We start from the raw sequence: 18,194 nt of genomic DNA, 5'->3' as shown, positions 1-18,194 counted from the left end.
GCTGAGATGGACGACATCGACCCCGACGCCCAGCCGTCGATGTCGGTCCACGAAGCGACACAGAAAGTGCTACGGACCGACCTGGCCATCGGCATCGGCGGCGCGGTGCTTGGCTATGCTGAGGCAGGGACAGCCCTGTTCGACGTACTGCCGGTGGTTGTCGGGTTCGGTCTCCTGACGGGTATCGCAGTGGCTGTCGTCGAACACGACGCAGTCCCGGGCGTCTATCCGGAGGTCGCCGCACTGGCGTCGTTCGTCGTGCTTGCCGGGGCTGTTGCCGGCCTCGTAACGCTCTCCGATGCGCCGATAACACTCGTACTCGCGGCCGTCCTCTCGGGCTTCGGTGTCGGTGTCATCGGTAACCGGGTGCTCTATGGCATCGCCTTCGACGTGCCGGCGTACCGATTGACCCAGGTGCGTGAGCAGTCATAGTCACGCAGCTGGGGACCGGTCTTAGACTGGCGTTCAGTCAGGGAAGAACGGCTCAGGGTCCTCGTGAGTGACGGTAACTACCCCGTCGTCGCTGAGCGGTCGGATATGCGAGTACAGTCCGTGGTCGGCGGCGACCTGCGAGAGGTCCGCGCGCTCGGTCCGGTCGTAGTATAGCGGCACGAGCACGGCGAGGTCGTCGCTACATTCCAGCGCGACAAGCAGGAACACCATCCCGTCGTCGGTCGCCCGAAACACCTCGGAGCGGTCGACGGTGCGGTCTTCGAGCGCGTCGGCGACGCGCCGGAACTCATCGCCGGGAACCACGACATCAAAGCCGAGTCGCCGGGTTTCGGGCTCGTACTCGCCGGTCTGTTCGGCCATCGTCCGCGGCTCACCGGTCAGCACCGTCACGTCGCCGGGGTGGAGTTCGATAGCCTCGCGCCCGTCGTCTCGGTACTGTGTGGCCGTCGCAGCCATATCCTCGATGACCTGCTCCCAGTGACCGACAACACGGTCGAAGGGGTTAGATTCGGGGTCGGCAGGGTCGTTCATACGTCGAGTGTGGCGGCGGCCGGGATAAATTGTTGGTGGGACAGTGGCACAACAGTTTTACTGGTATTTTGAGAAGAAGGGGACAGATGCGCGACCTCTTAACATTATCTGACCTCCGTACCCAGTTCGAGACGGACCGCGGCACCGTCAAAGCCGTCGACGGCATCGACCTCACTGTCAGGGAGGGGGAAACCGTCGGTCTGGTCGGCGAATCCGGATCGGGGAAATCTGTCACAGCGTTATCGGCAATGGATATCGTCGACGAGCCCGGACACATCGCCGGCGGGCAGATCCGGTTTGGCGCACTTGGGACAGTCACACGGCTGTCCCGGCAGTATCCGAAGGCAGTACGGACAGCCGACGAGGGCAGCGGCTTCATCACCATCGACGCGGCGACAGTCGACCGGAGTCGGCTCCCCGCGTCGCTTGAGACGACGGCCGATGACCGGACGCTGGCAAAGCAGTTCATTCAGGAAGCCCCAAAGAAGGCCCTCCCGGAGACCGGTGACGCGCCCGTCACGATTACCGACGGCTACGTTGACCTGACGGCAGCCCCGGAGCGGGTGATGCGGGACATCCGCGGCGGCGATATGGGGATGATCTTCCAGGACCCGATGACCTCGCTGAATCCCGCGATAACGGTCGGGGAACAGGTCGCGGAGAGCCTGCGCCTTCACCGCTACGGGAGCAAGCGAAACGACTCGTGGTTCAACGCCGTCCGTGAGATCACGCCCTCGATCAGCCGGGGCAGCGAGATGGACGAGGAGATCCGGTCTGACGTTATCTCGCTGCTGGAGGAGGTCGGTATCCCGGAACCGGCCGACCGTGTCAACGAGTACCCCCACGAGTTCTCCGGCGGGATGCGCCAGCGCGTGCTCATCGCCATCGCGCTGGCGTGCCGCCCGAAGCTGCTGGTCGCCGACGAGCCGACGACGGCGCTCGACGTGACCATTCAGGCGCAGATTCTGGACCTCATCGACGACCTGCAGGCGGACCTCGGGATGTCGGTGCTGTTCATCACGCACGACCTCGGCGTCGTCGCGGAGACCTGCGACCGCGTCGCCGTGATGTACGCCGGCGAAATCGTCGAGGAAGGGCCGGTCGAGGAGATTTTCCAGAACCCATCACACCCGTACACGTACACGCTCCTCGAATCGATACCGGGCGAGGGGACAGAGCGACTGACGCCAATCGAAGGGAACGTCCCCAGCCTCATCGACATGCCCAGTGGCTGCCACTTCGCCGACCGCTGTCCGTGGGCCGAACCCGAGTGTCGTGAGGGCGAGATTCCGTCTCTCCAGCACGGTCCGGACGATGTCACCCACCGCTCGAAGTGCATCCACGAATCGTTCGACACGAGCGAGTACGGCACCGGCGACACCGGCGTTGCCGCGACGGAGACGACGCGAACGGACAGACAGCTCATGGAAGTCGACGGGCTGAAAAAGCACTTCTCGCGGGCCGACGACCTGCTGGACAAGTACATTGGCCGCGAGCCGGAGTCAGTCAAGGCCGTCGACGGCGTCTCGATGGACATCTACGAGGGCGAGACGCTGGGGCTCGTCGGCGAGTCCGGCTGTGGGAAATCGACGACCGGGCGAACCATCCTCCGGCTACTCGAACCGACAGATGGGAAAGTAGTTTTCGCCGGGCAAGACCTTTCGGAGCTTGATAAAAGTGGCCTGCGAGAGGTGCGTCGGGACCTGCAGATGATTTTCCAAGACCCGATGTCCAGCCTCGACCCACGGATGACCGTCGGCCAGACGATTATGGAGCCGCTGAAAATTCATGACCTCCCGGAAGACACCGGTGACGGCTCACGCCGCGAGCAGCGGGTCGAGCGCGTGGCGGACCTCATGGAGGCGGTGGGACTCGACCCAGACCAGTACGACCGCTACCCGCACGAACTGTCCGGCGGACAGCGCCAGCGCGTCGGCATCGCCCGCGCGCTCGCCGTCGACCCCGATTTCATCGTCTGTGACGAGCCCGTTTCGGCGCTGGACGTGAGCGTGCAGGCCCAGATAATCAATCTCCTGGAGGACCTCCAGCATGAGTTCGGCCTGACGTATCTGTTCATCGCTCACGATCTGAGCGTGGTTCGCCACATCTGTGACCGCGTCGCGGTGATGTATCTCGGCGAGGTAGTCGAAGTCGCCGACACGCCGGACCTGTTCGCGGACCCGAAACATCCCTACACGCGAGCGCTTATGTCGGCGATTCCGGAACCAGACCCGACCGTGGAAGCCGACCGGATACTGCTGAAGGGCGACGTTCCATCACCGATTGACCCACCGTCGGGCTGTCACTTCCGGACTCGCTGTCCCGAGGTCATCCCACCAGATATCGACATCGAGCAGGAGACGTACCGCGAGGTAATGGACTACCGGCAACGGGTCGAGGACGAGGCCATCTCCATCGATGCAGTTCGGGAGCAGGCCGGAGACGCCGACAGCGCCACAGCGGCGACGGACGGCGGCGCGAACCTCACCGAGCCGCCGAGCGGCAGGGGACAGGTGCCGATGTCCGCGTTCAAACAGACGATGTTCGACCGGTTCTTCGAAACGGACCTGGCCGGAGAGAACCGCCGCGTCGTCGAAACGTCGATTGAGCATCTCGCGGACGAGGACTGGGACGCCGCCGCATCGGTGCTACAGGATCGATTCGAGAGCGTCTGTGAGACACAGCACCCCGAACTCCAGCCGGACTCCCACCCAGCAGCGTGTCACCTTTACGACCAGAATGACAGCGGCAGTACCTGAATAATATTACTTAGCTGCACATAACTCTCAGGAGATATATAACAGAATCATTGTTCTATCCGGTACAATTATAATAGATCTGTTTGAACAAAGTCCCATGTCATCCGGTGATTCTATCGACAGACGAAGCTTCCTTACCGCGGCCGGCAGTGCCGCGGCAGCCGCAACGCTCGCAGGTTGTTCCGGCGACGGCGGTGATGGTGGCGGAACCGAAGGTGGAGACGGTGGCGACGGGACTGGGAGCGACGGTGGCGACGGCGGAAGCGACCAGACGCTCGTGTACGCCCGTGGCGACCACCCCGAAAACTACGACCCACAGCAGTCAACCAGCGGCGAGGTGGCGAAGGTCACCAATCAGGTGTTTGACACCCTCATCCAGTTCGCAGCCGGGAGCGGCGGCCAGCTCGAAGACGCGCTCGCAACCGACTACACTCTCGAGGGAACCACCGCAACGCTGACCCTCCGAGAGGGTGTGATGTTCCACAACGGCGAGGAGTTCACCGCGTCAGACTTCAAGGCGACCTGGCAGCGGTTCACCCAGAGCGACTACGAGTACTACCTCGGCGATGATACCCGGTCGGGGTACGGTCCGTTCACGCTTGGCGACTGGATCGAAAGCGTTGACGCGAGTCAGGACTACGAGCTGACAATCGAGCTTACACAGCAGTTCGCGCCGTTCCTGCGGAACCTCGCGATGTTCGCCTCGGCAGTCCTCTCGAAAGCCCAGATCGAATCGCTGGGCGACAGTCAGGCCGACCTCGGAAGTGAACCCGCAGGCACTGGAGCCTTCCAGTTCGATACCCTTGACAACCCGAACGAGCGTATTCGGTTGACGGCCAACAACGATTACTGGGGTGACGGCCCGAACGTCGGGACGGTCATCTTCAAGACCATCACCGAAAACAGCACGCGAGTGCAGGACGTCATCAACGGGGCCTCACACATCACGGACAACCTCGACTCCTCCGGATTCCAGCGCGCCGAGGAAAGCGGAACGGCCACCCTGTTGCGGAAGGACGGCATCAACCACGGCTACATGGCGATGAACATGGCCCGATTCGAGCCGTTCCGGGACCGGCAGGTCCGCCAGGCCATCGCCCACGCTGTCAACACCGAGGCCATCGTCAACCAGATCTATCAGGGCTTTGCAACGCAGGCCTCCCAGCCGCTCCCGCCGGACGTGCTCGGACACAACGACGACCTCGACCCGTATCCGACGGACAAGGAGCAGGCGCAATCGATGCTCGAAGAGGCGGGCTACGGCGACGGCTTCGAGTTCGAACTCGCGACGTTCTCGAACCCTCGGGGATACAACCCCAGCCCGGTCAACACGGCGAATCAGGTGAAGTCGGACCTGGAGGAAATCGGTCTGACGGTCAACATCAACCAGTTCTCCAACTTCGGGCCGTATCTGGACTACACGTCGGCCGGGAAACACGACGCGTGTTTCCTCGGCTGGTACACCGACAACGCCGATCCGGACAACTTCCTGTACGTTCTGCTGGACCCGCAGGTGGAGATGGACGCCGTTCCCGACGGGCAGGACTGGGTCAGTTTCGATTCTGACGGGTACAACACCCTCAACGTGTCCGGCTGGGCCAACACCGACTACATGGAACTCGTCCGGGAAGCCCAGCGGACCTACGCGGAGGGCGACCGCGAGACGATGTACGAAGAGGCCAGCCAGCTAGCCTACGACGAGTCTCCGTGGGTGTTCCTCGACTACGCCGAGACGCTCAGAGCAGTCAACGAGACTGTCGTTGAAGACTCCTACACCGTCAGCTCTGTCGGTGGCCCGTATCTTAACACGGTCGAGCTGCAGTAGCGCTCTAAGAGAACTTTCGAATGAACTGGACACAGTTTCTTTTCAGGCTGGTCGAGCCGGTGGTACCGCCACGGTTCGTCATCAAGCGGCTGCTGTTGCTCATCCCAGTCCTGTTCGGCGTCGCATCGGTCGTCTTCGCGATCCTCCACCTGGCTCCGGGGGACCCGGCTATCATTATTGCCGGCCAGCGAGCGTCGGCCGAACAGCTAGAACAGATACGTGTTGAGCTGGGACTTCGGCGGCCGCTCTGGGAACAGTATCTGGGCTTCTTGTGGGACGCGGCACGGTTCGACTTCGGCCAGTCCTACAGCATCAGCCGCGGGAACAGCGTCCGCTCGGTCATCTCGGACCGGCTCCCCATCACGCTCGAACTCGCGATTTACGGTCAGGCGGCGGGCATCTTGCTCGGCCTGCCACTGGGCATCATCTCCGCGGTCAAGCAGGACTCACTGACGGACCACGTCACTCGGATCGGGGCGTTGACTGGTATCTCGGTCCCGATATTCTGGTCCGGACCGTTGCTCATCCTGCTGTTCTCGACGTATCTCGGTGTGTTCCCGACCAGTGGCCGCATCAAGTCGACGTTGTTCCTGCCCGACACCTGGACACTGTTCGGCCGTGAGCTGCCCCTGACCGGGATGATAACGCTCGATACGATCCTGCTTGGAAACACCGAGGCGTTCCTCTCGGCGGCCCATCACCTGTTCCTGCCGGCGGTGGTCATCGGCGTCTACTCGACGGCGCTCATCTCCCGGATGATGCGCTCCTCGATGCTCGAAGTCATCCGGCAGGACTACATCCGGACCGCGCGGGCGAAAGGGCAGGGCGCGAAGATCACGCTGATGAAACACGGCTTCCGGAACGCGCTGATTCCGGTCGTCACCGTCATCGGCATCCAGTTCGGCACGCTGCTGGGCGGGGCAGTCCTGACCGAAACCGTGTTCGGTATCAACGGGATGGGGCTGACTATCGTCACCGCCATCGGCGTCTCTGACTACCCGGTGGTTCAGGGAACGGTGCTCACCTTCGCCCTGCTGTTCACGCTCGTGAACCTCTTCGTCGATGTCACCTATAGCTATCTCGACCCACGGATTCAACAATGAGTACGGACACCGAGACACGGGGCACGTTGGGACGCCTGCGGGCGTCCCCGTTCCTCGCCGACCTGCTGACGAACCGCCTCGCCGTCGTCGGGCTGACGATTATCCTCAGCATGGCCGCTGTCGCCATCTACGCCCGCGTGACCTACGACTTCGGCGCGCTTACGAGCTCGCAGCTCGGCACCGAAATCGCCGACCGCGCGCCGCCCGGTTGGCTCGGTCCCGCTCCGGCGAACCAGCAACTGTTCGGCACGGACGCGGCGGCCCGTGACATCTACAAGCGGAGCCTGTACGGTGCGTGGTTGGCCCTGAAGTTCGGGACGATCACGGTTGGGACCTCGACTACCGTCGGTGTCGGCCTGGGTATCATTGCGGCGTACTACGGCGACGTGACCGACAACGTCATCATGCGAACGATGGACGTGCTGTTGGCGTTCCCGCCACTGTTGCTCGCGCTCGCGCTGGTCGCCATCTTCCCGCGGGACCTCGGGCTCTGGCGGGCCGTGGTGGCGCTCGTGCTGGTGTACACGCCGCGGTTCGCCCGGGTCGTCCGCGGGGCCGCGCTCAAAGTGCTCGAAGACGAGTACGTCGACGCCACAGTTGCGCTTGGCGCGACCGACCCGCGAGTTCTCGTCCGGCACATCCTGCCGAACACGCTCGCGCCGATTACCGTCCAGTCCACGCTGAACTTCGGGCTCGCCATCATCGACCTCGCGGCGCTGTCGTTCCTCGGGTTCGGTGCGCAGGCAGGGACGCCATCGTGGGGCCTGATGCTATCCCGCGGTGTCGAGAACGGCCTCCTGACCGGCGAGTGGTGGCTCTCCTTCTTCCCAGGGCTGTTCCTCGCAATCACCGTGCTCGGGTTCAATCTGCTCGGTGACGGGATGCGCGACGCACTCGATCCGCGGATGCGCGACGCGATTGACTGATGGCCCAGCGTGGTGACCCACCGCCACTCCGGCAGTACGTCGCGGTCCGTGCGCGACTGGTGGGGAGCGGGCTGGTCGTCGGCCTCCTGCTTGGCGGCCTGGGAATGGCAGGCTGGACGCTCTACACCGGTGATGCGCGGTCGAGTGAAGCGACGGTGTTCGCCCTCGGCGCGCTGGTGTTCGGCTTTGGCCTGCTGGGCTGGTCCGGGTCGATACTCGCCGGCCGCGGCATCGAAGCTATGCAGGAACACATGGACACGCGAAGCAACTGGACCGAACGCGATTCGCGGCGGGCAATGGCCCGGCTCTGTGGCGGTGGTGGCGGGATAATGGTCGGGACGTCAGTCGTCGCGACGTTACTCTAGCCGCTCGCTGTCCGCACCGCGGACGTTTTCGCCCTGATGATCGTAGAACACGTCCTCTTGAGCAGTGCTGTCGTCGGCTTCCAGCGCGTCGCCGCGCTCGTAGACGACCGTCCCACGGACCATCGTCCATTCAGGGAACACCGCATCGTGGCCCTCGAACGGCGTCCAGTCGCATTTCGAGTGGAGCGCCGCACCGCTGATCTCACTCGTCTCGGTCGTGTCCACGAGCACGAGGTCGGCGTCCTTGCCGGCTTCGATGGCACCCTTCTGTGGGATGTCGAACACGTCGGCCGGGTTGCGTGCAGTGAGGTCCCGAACACGCTCGTAGGTGAGCCCGCTGTCCGGGTCACGAGCTTCAGCCAGTAGGAGCGGGAGGACCGTCTCGACACCGGGGACGCCCGACGGCGCGTCCCAAATGCCGGCGTCTTTCTCCTCGCGGGTGTGTGGCGCGTGGTCCGTCGCGATCATATCGACGGTGCCGTCCACGACGCGCTCGTAGAGCTTTTGACGGCGTTTTTCGCGGCGCAGAGGCGGGTTCATCCGCCCGAACGTGCCCAGCTCCGAGAGGTCGCGCCGAGAGAGCAACAGGTGATGTGGCGTCACCTCGGTCGTCATCCCGGCCTCGCTGGCAATGTCAACACCCTCCGGGGTGGACGTGTGCGCGATGTGTATCGTCGCATCGTGTTTCTGCGCGACTTCGCAGGCCCGCTCGACGGCTTTCTCTTCGGCCTTTGCAGTCCGAAACGCGCTCCAGGCATCCGCGTCGTCGCGGGCCTTGGCGTCGTCGTTGAAGTAATCGGCGTCCTCAGCGTGGACGGTGACCGGCACGTCGTTGTCGGTGGCAGCTTCCAGTGCGTCTGCGAACAGGTCGGCCTCGATACCCATGTCACCGGTTGAGTCCGCGAGGAACACTTCGCCGAGTGCGAACAGCCGACGGCGCAGGAGGACGTTCGGAATCCAGTCGGCCGTGACGCCGCCGTTGATACCCCAGTCGACGACAGAGTCGGCAGCGAACTCGGCTTTCTGGTCGAACGACTCGCCGTCGATGGTTGGCGGGTCGGTGTTTGGCTGGTCGACGACAGCCGTAACGCCACCGGCCGCCGCGGACCGGGACCCGCTCTCCCACGTCTCCTTGTGCGGGTAGCCAGGCTGGCGGAAGTGGACATGAACGTCAATCATTCCCGGGAACAACCGCTTGCCGGTCGCTTCGATAACGTGCTGGTCGGACGCGTCGAGGTCGCGGCCGACCTCGGCGATGGACTCGCCACGAACCCGGACATCCCGCTGGCGGCCGTCCGGCAGCGTCGCGTTACGGATGAGCATACGCCCAGTCGGCCGGGCGCGCCCCTAAGTCTCTCGGATAGCGCTCACCGACACGTCGCGGCCGTCAGCCAGCGACCGCTCCAGCGCTGCGATGACCTGTTCAGGGTCGTCGGTCCCCCCAGCGTTGGCGACGCTCCCGACGCTCTGTGGGTCGAACGGGACATCGAGTGACTCGTATATGGGAGCCAGCACCTCAGCGATAGCCTCATGGTCTCGAACGACGACGATGCCGCCGATAACAGCGACGGACTGGCGGACACGCTGGGCGAGCCCCGAGATTTTCCCGTCGGCCTGAATCGAGTGGCTCCCCGGACAGAACGCGGCGTCCGGTTCCCCGGTCCGGGCGGTGATGCCGCAGTCCTCAAGTGCGCGCTGCACAGCGGTTTTAGCCCACTCGTAGCGGTCATCAATAGTTCCTCGCGGGTCCTCGGTCGGGACGGCGAGGGAGAACGAGACAGTCGACCCGGTGTAGGCGACGGCGCGACCTCCCACGGCGCGCTCGATGACAGTGTACCCCCGGTCGCGAGCGGCCCGGCACGCCCGGTCATAGCTGTCGCTGTTCGCGTCACGGCGGCCGAACGCGACCTGTCTGTGCGGTCGCCAGACTCGCAGGGCTGGCTCGCGGTCTTCGGCGACCGTTTCGGCTATCTCGCGGGTCCGCTCGAAGTCGGTTTCGGGGTCGGTGGCGCGGCCCCGTAGCAGACGCATAACCGAGCGGTACGGTCCCGTCGGATTAAAACAGTCCGCCGGTCCAACAGGTGACCCCGCAGCGGTGGATAGCGAACAGGCGACACATGGCCGTCGCGGCGGGACGTGTCGCACACCCGCTGCCCCCGCCGCGGTCGTCGTCAGCGCACACGAAGCGGTGGCCCCGGGATAGCTCTTGAACCTTCGGACGACAGAGCCATACCGATACACCCCTAATCGCCGTCGATGCCCGTCACGATATCGCGGGATGTGCTTTTCCAGTACTACCGGTTCTCCCTGTACAACTCGCCGTTCGACGCCCACGACGAGGGATGTGCTATCGACCTCTACCCCGACGGCGAACGTGCGCCGTCGCCGGTCGCCGGCGAGGTCGTCGATACGAAGACGGTTCAGGCCCCACCAAAGGCCTACGCGGCCGAGCACGACCACCTCATTTTGATTGATACCGGCGACACTGTGGCGCGGTTACTGCACGTCAACCCGGCCGTCGAACCCGGCGAGACGGTCGCTGTCGGCGATGACCTCGGAGCGCTGGTGCGGGCGGGCTTTTTCGCGCCGTGGGTCCCGAACCACATCCACCTCGGCTTCCGCGACCCTGATGCGAACCCCTACCGGGCGTCGGGGTCGCTGCCGGTCGACGTGGCCGCCGACGTGACGCCGGTGTTCTGGGACGGGACCGGCACCGTCGTTGACGGCGGCGAAACGTGGGCCCGGCTCGACGAACCTGCCCATCCGGCCCCTGGTGACTCCTTCGTCGGCATCGCCAACGATGTTGGCGGCGACGGTTCGGGCGTTCTCGACGGCGGCTTGCCCCACTACTCGGGCGGTGGCCTGCTGGGCGATGATAATGCTGGCGCCGCGGCTCTTGCAGGCCAGCACGTCGGGACAGCCGACGGCCGTACGGTCGCGTGGGACGACGTGGCCGTGCTGGCAAACGGCGAGCCCATAACCGGTATCGCGCTGTTCTGTGGCCGCGAGCGCTTCGGTGCGAAGCTCGTTGGCGAGGACATCGACCTCGCCCGTGGCGACGAAGTCCGAGTAACTATCGAACGGGGCGCGGCCGGTGACGACTCTACGTAGCTATGACTTCCCGTAGCGCTCGGTGTGGGCCTGCTCTGCCTGTTCGTAGGCCAGGTCCTCGCCCATCCGTCAGGCGAACGTGAGGCCGCCTCGGTCAGTCAGTTCGCCGAACAGCCACTCAGCGTGCTCCAGTGCGTACTCGCGGTGCTCGTCCTCGATGTAGCCGACGGCGTCCTCGACGAGAACTGGTCGGTAGTCACGGAGGCCAGCGCTAGAGGCAGTGTGGAGCACGCAAACGTTCGCGAGCGTGCCACAGATAGCCAGGTCCTTGACGCCGTGAGCGTCGAGCCATCCCTCCAGTTCCGTCTGGTAGAAGGCGTCGTAGGTGTGCTTGACGACGACCAGATCTTCGTCCTGTGGGTCGAGGTCATCGACGAGTTCGGTCTCCCAGGACCCTTCGACGACGTGTTCGCCCCATCGGTCGAACTCGTCGTAGTAGTGGGTGTCCTCGAACTGGTCGGGCGGATGCACGTCGCGGGTGAATACGACCTTCGCGCCGGCTTCGCGGGCACGGTCGACGAGTTCGGCACAGGGCTCAATGGCTGCTTCGCTGTCCGGTGCATAGAGGCTCCCATCGGGGTGGCAGAAGCCGTTCTGCATATCAACGACAATCAGGGCGGTCTGTGCTGGGTCGAGTTCCATACGGGAACCTTGGCAGGGCGCGACTACGAAAGTTACTCCCACGGTGGGGTCGGCCCAAACAGACGCAGAAATTGTTTCTGGCCGGCGAATGGACTCACGATTAGCGTGTGACTTTTCACTGTGGTAACCTACCGTGAAGGTAGATGCGTCGCCCTTTCGCCCTCGTCATTCTCTGTGCCGTTGCGCTGTTACTTGCGGGCTGTCAGGCACCCAGTGTGTCGCCCGACACAGAGTCGAGCAACGCTGAGCTGACGCCAAGCGAACCCGCGACCGACTACGGGAACAACGACTCCGCCCCGCCAGCGCCTGCGACGGACCAGTTGGGCTACGAGAACGGCTACTGGTACAACGAGTCACTGTCGGTAACAACCGAGGACGGGCTGAACGAGACCGAGCGAGAAGCCGTCGTTGCCCGAACGATGGCCCGCGTCGAGCGAATTCGCGGTCTGGAATTTGAGGAGACAGTGCCGGTTTCTGTCATCTCGCGATCCGAGTACCGCAATAACACGGGCGGCGGCGAGACCGGCGATTCGCTGCGTCGGTTTGACAACGTGAAGTTCGAGGCGCTGTTTTTCATCGGCGAGGACCGCGACTCTATCGCCGTCCAGAACAGCAACCGCGGGGAGAGCGTGCTGGGTTACTACAGCAGCCAGCGCGGTGAAATCGTCATCGTCAGCGACTCCGAGACGCCGACGATAAGCCGGGGGACGCTGGCCCACGAACTTGTCCACGCCCTACAGGACCAGCAGTTCGGCCTCGAAAGTGATGCGCGGACGCGGGATCAGGTGCAGGGTCGGAACGGCGTGGTCGAAGGTGATGCCGTCGCCGTCACCCAGACCTACACTGACCGCTGTGGTGCGGCATGGCGCTGTATCGACAGGCCCGCCCAGAGCGGCGGTGGCAGCGGTGACCGCCACTTTGGCATCAACTTCATGAAGTATTTCCCCTACAGCGACGGCCCTGGCCTGATCGGGAATCTCCGGGACCGCGGCGGCTGGAGCACGGTCAATGACGCCTACGACGACCATCCCGATGGGGCCACTGAGGTAACGTACCCCAAGCGCTACCCCGAGTGGGAACCCGAGTCAGTCTCGCTTGCGGACCGGTCCAGCGACGACTGGGAACGGGTTAGATCCTCGACCGACCGCGACCGACCCGACTACGCCGTTGTCGGGCCCTCCGCCATCGCCGGGTCGATGGCGTACACCATCGCCGATGACTACAACGAGTCGAGCGTCGTCCGGACGGGGGACGTCATCAACTACGAGGACGGGTCGCTGGACAGCGACGACCCGTACAACTACGACCTGCCCGCGACCGACGGCTGGCAGGGCGGCCGGATGCACGTCTACGCCAGCGGTGACGAGACAGCCTACGTCTGGAAAACGACCTGGGCCAGCGAGGCCGATGCCCGCGAGTTCGCCGACGCTTGGGCGGCGGTCATTGCCCACTGGGGCGGCACTCAGACCACGGACGGTCACTGGGTCATCGAAGAAGGCAGTCCCTACACCGACGCTGTTTCGGTCAGGGTCGACGGACAGACCGTCACTATCGTGAACGCACCGACAGGCGACGAACTCGACGAGGTCCACGATGCGTAAGGAACTACTCATGGCCCTGACGGTCGTTCTGGCGGGCTGTACGGTCCCGTCTTTCGGCGGCAGCGACCACCCTGCAACACCGACCGGTGACGATGCCATCGGCTACGAGAACGGCTACTGGTACGACGACTCGGTGTCGGTGACGACCGACGACGGCCTGAACGAGACGGAGCGAGAGGCTGTCGTCGCCCGGACGATGGCCCGCGTCGAGCAGGTCCGTGACTTGGAATTCAAAGAGCCAGTCCCGGTTTCGGTCATCTCCCGGGCAGAGTACCAGAACCGCTCGGGGGGCAACAACAGCGGCGGCAGCAGTCGGCCACAGGACCCCTGGAACGACCAGGTGTGGGAAGCGCTCCTGCTCATCGGCGAGGACTCCGGCAGCAGCGACGAAATCGACGACACGCTTTCGACGACAGTGCAGGGCTACTACTCGCCGAGCGAGGACGAAATCGTCATCGTCAGCCCGACGGAGACGCCACAGATCGACCGGCGGACGCTCTCACACGAACTCGTTCACGCCCTGCAGGACCAGCACTTCGGGCTGAACGGCTCCGCGGAAACGCAGGACACGCAACTGTCACGGCAGGGCGTCACCGAGGGCGAGGCCAACTACGTCCGAATCCTCTACGAGCGACAGTGTGGTGACGGCTGGGGCTGTATCGCACTCCCGGACCAGACCAGCGACGGGGGAGGCAACGACGGCGGAGACGGCGACAGTCAGGAACCAAGCTACAACGAGGGGCTGTTCACCGTTCTCTACCAGCCGTACGTCACCGGGCCGCGGTTCGTCGACCAGGTGCGCTCTGACGGCGACTGGGACGCCGTCGACGCCCTCCACGACGACTTCCCCGACAGCACCGAGCAGGTGCTCCACCCTGAGAAGTATCCCGACGAAGAGCCCGTGAACGTCAGCGTCGCGGACCGCTCATCCGACGAGTGGAGCCGCTTCGACCACGATCCGGTCGGCGACACGGTCGGGGAAACGTCGATCTACGCGATGATGTACCACAACGGCCAGACGGAGGGCGACCGCTACAGCTACGAGAGCGAGATCTCGGCGGGCTGGGGCGGTGATCTCGTCGTGCCCTACCGCAACGGCTCCGGCGGCTACGGGTACGTCTGGGAGACCCGCTGGGATACTGAGGAGGACGCCAGCGAGTTCGCACAGGCATATCGGGCGGCGCTGACCGAGGAACACGACGCCGGCCAGCCCCGGAGTAACGTCTACGTCGTCCCCGAGGAATCACAGTTCAACGACGCCTTCCGCGTCGTCCGGTCCGGCAAGACCGTCCGCATCGTCAACGGCCCGACAGTGAACAATCTCGACGAGATTCACCAGCCAGCAGGCTGAATGCGGCGCGTCAGCGGGCGAGCACCGGATAGCCGAGCGTGCGACAGTACGCGAAGCGGCCGAATCCGATGACAGTGACAGTAATGCGGGCCGCGACCAAAGCATAGCCGACCGCGGACGTCCGGCAGTAGTTCCGAGGACCGACTTTCTCGAAAGTAAGCCAGTCACTAACGAAAATGTTATTTAAATATTATTATTGTCACGGCTGAGAATAGATTGATGAATAGAAAATCAACGAGGACACGGAGTGGCGAACGAAGCGTCAGTGCTACTGTCGTGTCGGCTGTCGCGGATTACAAGGGAGTGAACGAGTTTGCGCTGGACCGGACACTGTACAACGTCATTGATCCAGACGCTCTCGACAATCTATTCAAGCAGAGCAGGGGAGTTGTTCGGTTCGACTACTTGGATTGCATAGTCGCTGTCAATCAGGACGGGGTCGTGACCGTTTCCAGCGAAGGCGACTGCGGATAGACACACTCGGCGGCTATCTGTGGAACCGTAGAAAGCGGCTTCCATCCTCCGGAGACGGCGGCACCCTGAGAGCGGCGCCTCACGCCTACCAATCGGACCGCTTTTTCAGTCCCCCGGTCGTACGGACAGCTAATGACCGAGGAGTTCGACGTCGTCTCGCCAGAGGCGATTCGCGAGGGGCGGGCGACCGACGCCTACTTCGACCGGACGATGGAGGCGCTGGAACACGCAGGCAAGAACCCGGACGTGGTCGCCGAAGTGACGGCAAATCAGTTCGCGACGGGCCAGTGGAAGCTGTTGGCGGGGCTGAAAGACGCCGCCAAGTTGCTCGAAGGACGGAGCGTCGACGTTGACGCGCTCCCCGAAGGACAACTGTTCGACGGCGGCCCAGTGATGCGGATCGAGGGGGCGTACCGGGAGTTCTGCCGGCTGGAGACCGCGCTCCTTGGCTTTCTCTCACACTCGACCGGTATCGCAACGCGGGCACTGGAGGCCCGTCACGCCGCGCCCGAGTCGACGGTGCTTTCCTTTGGTTCGCGCCACGTCCACCCATCGATCAGTGCGATGGTCGAACGGTCAGCGCTGTTGGGCGGTCTCGACGGCATCTCGAACGTCGCTGCGGGCGAGGTCATCGACCGGGACGCTGGTGGGACGATGCCCCACGCGCTCATGATCTGTTTCGGCCGCGGTAATCAGGAACAGGCGTGGCAGGCGTTCGACGCCGCCGTCCCTGAGGAGACGCCCCGCATCGCGCTGACGGATACCTACAGCGACGAGGCCGACGAAGCGCTCCGCGCAGCGGAAGCCGTCGATGACCTCACAGGCGTTCGACTGGACACGACCGGCTCCCGCCGTGGGGACTTCCGCCACATCGTTCGGGAGGTACGCTGGACGCTGGACGCCTACGGCCACGAGGACGTGGACGTGTTCCTCTCGGGCGGTATCACCCCGACAACCCTGCGAGAGCTTCGGGATGTGGCCGACGGCTTCGGCGTCGGGGGGTACGTCGCCAACGCCGACCCGCTGGATTTCGCGCTGGATATTGTCGAACTGGACGGCGAACCGGCCGCCAAGCGGGGGAAACTCACTGGGACGAAGTCGGTGTACCGAACCGCCGACGGCGGCCATCACATCGGTCTGGCCGACCGCGACGGGCCGGCGGACGCCGAGTCGCTACTGGAACCACTGATTCGTGATGGGGAAATCGTCAGGGAGTTCGACCTCAACGGGGCCATCGACCGCGCGGCGGCGGACGCCGAACGAGTCGGCTACGAAGGCGTGACCGTGGCCGAGTAACGGGCGTTAAATCTCCGGGCCGCGAACACGCGGTATGGTCGACCGCATCATGAAGGTCAACGCGTACACGACCTTCGACCTGCTCGACGGTGAGGTAGAAGGCCACGGCTTCGAGGAGGAGGCTCTGGCTGTCCTGAACGTGACCGCGCCGCGAAAGAACCCGGACCACGTCGAACTCCAACTGGAGATGGACAACACCGACCTCGACGCGGTGAAGCCACACGCGGACTCGGTGACGCTCTCGGCGGCACAGGCCCGCGAACTGGCTGCCGAGCTGGAGGAGTACGCGGAGAAGGTCGAGACCGCACAGTCTGAGTAATCTGTCCCGCTCAGCGTCATGTATCGCGACGGTTCGATAATTCTATGGTGTGAAGACACATACCACGAAATATGTCAACCGAGACGCCCGGTAATCCAGCCGCACGGGAACTGGGCTATTGCCCGTGCTGTGGCTACCAGACGCTCCCGGAGGGCCGACCCGGGTCATACGAGGTGTGTTCGGTGTGTCACTGGCTCGATGACCCGATCCAGTTCGGCGACGCGGAGTTCGTCAGCGATACGAACCACGTGTCACTGACGGAAGCACGCGAGAACTTCCGCGAGCACGGGGCGTGCTCCCCTGATGAGGCCGAGGATTGCGAGGAGCCGACAGGCCTTGACCGCGACCCGAACTGGCCCTACGAGGAGTGACGGCAGTTCAGGCTGCAAGCGCGATATCTAGATACAGCATAACGATGACGCCGGCCATCAGCCCGAGCGTCGCAACGCGCTCGTAGCCGCGCTGGTGCGTCTCGGGGATTATTTCGTCGGAAATCACGAACAGCATCGCGCCCGCCGCAAAGCCCATCGCATAGGGCAGGAGCGGTTCGATGGTCACGACGGCAACGGCGCCGAGCACCGCCAGCGGGATTTCCACGACGCCCGAGCGAATCCCAGAAAAGACGGCGTAGAGCCGACGGTCCAGACCCGCGTTGATTGCCGCAACGGAGACGGCCAGCCCCTCGGGAATGTTCTGAATGCCGATGGCAAGCATCAACGAGAGCGCGCTGCCGATCTGGAGCGGGTCGCCGGCGGCCGCGCCGAAGCCGACCCCAACGGCCAGCCCCTCAGGGATGTTGTGGAGCGTGATCGCGAGGATGAACAGGACGACGCCCGCCAGTTTCGACTCGTCAACCGAGAGGTCCTGACTGGGGTTGGCCGCATCCGACCGGCGGCTTCCGGTCAGGAGGTAGTGGGCGTGCGGGACGAGGCCGTCCGCGCGGTCGAGGAACAGCGCCCCCAGTGCGACACCGACGAGCGTCGGAATCGGATTTCCGCCCGAGTACTCCTCGATGCCGGGGATGATGAGGCTCGTGAACGCGGCGGCCAGCATCACGCCGGCAGCGAACCCGAGCGCCGTGTCCAGCGCCCGCTCCGAGGGGTCACGCCAGACCAGCACGAGCGACGCACCAAAGAGGTTCATCGTCGCGATGATGACCCCGCCAACGAGGCCGTTTATGAGCGGGTCGGTGCCGACGAGGTCGACAAACAGTTCGACGAACCCGGTTTGCATTGTCGAGTAGTGTACGTCGGCCCCTCTTGGGTGTACCGGCAGTCAGGAACGGTCGTCTCTGTTTCAGTGGCAATCCCCGCAACGAATACGGACAGCCGACCGACAAGCGCGCGACGCCGGAAAGTCCTGATTCGCTTAGGTCGTCCAGCCGGCTTCAGGTAGGGCCTTCTGGCTGGTAGGGACCGTATTCGAGCGATTAAACGCT

The 18,194-nt window shown here is 64.1% G+C and carries 18 protein-coding genes; 13 read left to right on the top strand and 5 right to left on the bottom strand.

Going from position 1 to position 18,194, the window contains the following annotated elements; genetic code table 11:
* Positions 1-6: 6 nt before the first annotated feature.
* Positions 7-432, top strand: a complete 426-nt coding sequence (locus tag G9C82_RS11295) for a hypothetical protein (protein WP_004958803.1) — start codon at positions 7-9, stop codon at positions 430-432.
* Between the two features lie 33 nt (positions 433-465).
* On the opposite strand, the gene G9C82_RS11290 is transcribed toward G9C82_RS11295, so the two are convergent.
* The gene (locus tag G9C82_RS11290; protein ID WP_127014136.1) at positions 466-984 is read right to left on the bottom strand and encodes a hypothetical protein; all 519 of its coding nucleotides are present in this window, start codon (positions 982-984) and stop codon (positions 466-468) included.
* 86 nt (positions 985-1,070) lie between these two features.
* Between G9C82_RS11290 and G9C82_RS11285 the strand changes: the two genes are divergently transcribed.
* From G9C82_RS11285 to G9C82_RS11265, 5 genes are all read left to right on the top strand, one after another.
* Positions 1,071-3,743 carry an ABC transporter ATP-binding protein gene (locus G9C82_RS11285; protein ID WP_127014135.1) on the top strand — a complete coding sequence of 891 codons (2,673 nt, stop codon included), beginning with the start codon at positions 1,071-1,073 and terminating at the stop codon, positions 3,741-3,743.
* 97 nt (positions 3,744-3,840) lie between these two features.
* Positions 3,841-5,568: an ABC transporter substrate-binding protein gene (locus G9C82_RS11280; RefSeq protein WP_007189331.1), complete on the top strand. Its 1,728-nt coding sequence runs from the start codon at positions 3,841-3,843 to the stop codon at positions 5,566-5,568.
* A 20-nt stretch (positions 5,569-5,588) separates the two neighbouring features.
* Positions 5,589-6,671 carry an ABC transporter permease gene (locus G9C82_RS11275; RefSeq protein WP_127014134.1) on the top strand — a complete coding sequence of 361 codons (1,083 nt, stop codon included), beginning with the start codon at positions 5,589-5,591 and terminating at the stop codon, positions 6,669-6,671.
* A complete protein-coding gene (locus G9C82_RS11270; protein WP_007189332.1) occupies positions 6,668-7,597 on the top strand; it encodes an ABC transporter permease in 930 nt (309 codons plus the stop codon). Before G9C82_RS11275 ends, G9C82_RS11270 begins: the two co-directional genes overlap by 4 nt.
* Positions 7,597-7,962, top strand: a complete 366-nt coding sequence (locus G9C82_RS11265) for a hypothetical protein (protein ID WP_127014133.1) — start codon at positions 7,597-7,599, stop codon at positions 7,960-7,962. The genes G9C82_RS11270 and G9C82_RS11265 overlap by 1 nt, the downstream gene beginning before the upstream one ends.
* Here the strand turns inward: G9C82_RS11265 and G9C82_RS11260 are convergent.
* A complete protein-coding gene (locus G9C82_RS11260; protein ID WP_007189334.1) occupies positions 7,954-9,285 on the bottom strand; it encodes a dihydroorotase in 1,332 nt (443 codons plus the stop codon). The two genes, G9C82_RS11265 and G9C82_RS11260, sit on opposite strands and share 9 nt — an antisense overlap.
* A gap of 24 nt (positions 9,286-9,309) precedes the next feature.
* Positions 9,310-9,993 (bottom strand): lipoate--protein ligase family protein, encoded by a 684-nt coding sequence (locus tag G9C82_RS11255; protein ID WP_011224100.1) that lies wholly within the window; start codon positions 9,991-9,993, stop codon positions 9,310-9,312.
* Between the two features lie 225 nt (positions 9,994-10,218).
* On the opposite strand from G9C82_RS11255, the gene G9C82_RS11250 reads away from it, so the two are divergent.
* Entirely contained in the window at positions 10,219-11,073 is an 855-nt protein-coding gene (locus G9C82_RS11250) for a hypothetical protein (RefSeq protein ID WP_121302400.1), read from the top strand.
* 69 nt (positions 11,074-11,142) lie between these two features.
* Here the strand turns inward: G9C82_RS11250 and G9C82_RS11245 are convergent, their stop codons facing one another.
* Positions 11,143-11,715 (bottom strand): cysteine hydrolase family protein, encoded by a 573-nt coding sequence (locus G9C82_RS11245; RefSeq protein WP_004958835.1) that lies wholly within the window; start codon positions 11,713-11,715, stop codon positions 11,143-11,145.
* Between the two features lie 143 nt (positions 11,716-11,858).
* On the opposite strand from G9C82_RS11245, the gene G9C82_RS11240 reads away from it, so the two are divergent.
* From G9C82_RS11240 to G9C82_RS11215, 6 genes are all read left to right on the top strand, one after another.
* On the top strand, positions 11,859-13,316 hold the full coding sequence (locus G9C82_RS11240; RefSeq protein WP_127014132.1) for an Hvo_1808 family surface protein: 1,458 nt from the start codon (positions 11,859-11,861) through the stop codon (positions 13,314-13,316).
* A complete protein-coding gene (locus G9C82_RS11235) occupies positions 13,309-14,667 on the top strand; it encodes an Hvo_1808 family surface protein (RefSeq protein WP_127014131.1) in 1,359 nt (452 codons plus the stop codon). Before G9C82_RS11240 ends, G9C82_RS11235 begins: the two co-directional genes overlap by 8 nt.
* Before the next feature lie 219 nt (positions 14,668-14,886).
* Positions 14,887-15,141: a HalOD1 output domain-containing protein gene (locus tag G9C82_RS11230; RefSeq protein WP_164734759.1), complete on the top strand. Its 255-nt coding sequence runs from the start codon at positions 14,887-14,889 to the stop codon at positions 15,139-15,141.
* Positions 15,142-15,273: 132 nt separating this feature from the next.
* Positions 15,274-16,437 (top strand): nicotinate phosphoribosyltransferase, encoded by a 1,164-nt coding sequence (locus G9C82_RS11225; protein WP_127014130.1) that lies wholly within the window; start codon positions 15,274-15,276, stop codon positions 16,435-16,437.
* Between the two features lie 34 nt (positions 16,438-16,471).
* Complete coding sequence (locus tag G9C82_RS11220; protein WP_004958849.1) at positions 16,472-16,756, top strand: DUF6360 family protein; 285 nt, start codon at positions 16,472-16,474, stop codon at positions 16,754-16,756.
* A gap of 71 nt (positions 16,757-16,827) precedes the next feature.
* Positions 16,828-17,127 (top strand): CPCC family cysteine-rich protein, encoded by a 300-nt coding sequence (locus G9C82_RS11215; protein ID WP_127014129.1) that lies wholly within the window; start codon positions 16,828-16,830, stop codon positions 17,125-17,127.
* A 7-nt stretch (positions 17,128-17,134) separates the two neighbouring features.
* Here the strand turns inward: G9C82_RS11215 and G9C82_RS11210 are convergent, their stop codons facing one another.
* Positions 17,135-17,989 (bottom strand): ZIP family metal transporter, encoded by an 855-nt coding sequence (locus G9C82_RS11210; protein ID WP_004958855.1) that lies wholly within the window; start codon positions 17,987-17,989, stop codon positions 17,135-17,137.
* Positions 17,990-18,194: the final 205 nt, after the last annotated feature.

Source organism: Haloarcula sp. R1-2 (genome assembly GCF_011627385.1).
Lineage (GTDB): Archaea > Halobacteriota > Halobacteria > Halobacteriales > Haloarculaceae > Haloarcula > Haloarcula marismortui.
The sequence above is the reverse complement of the archived record's forward strand: the minus strand, read 5'-3'. Positions and strand labels throughout refer to the sequence as shown.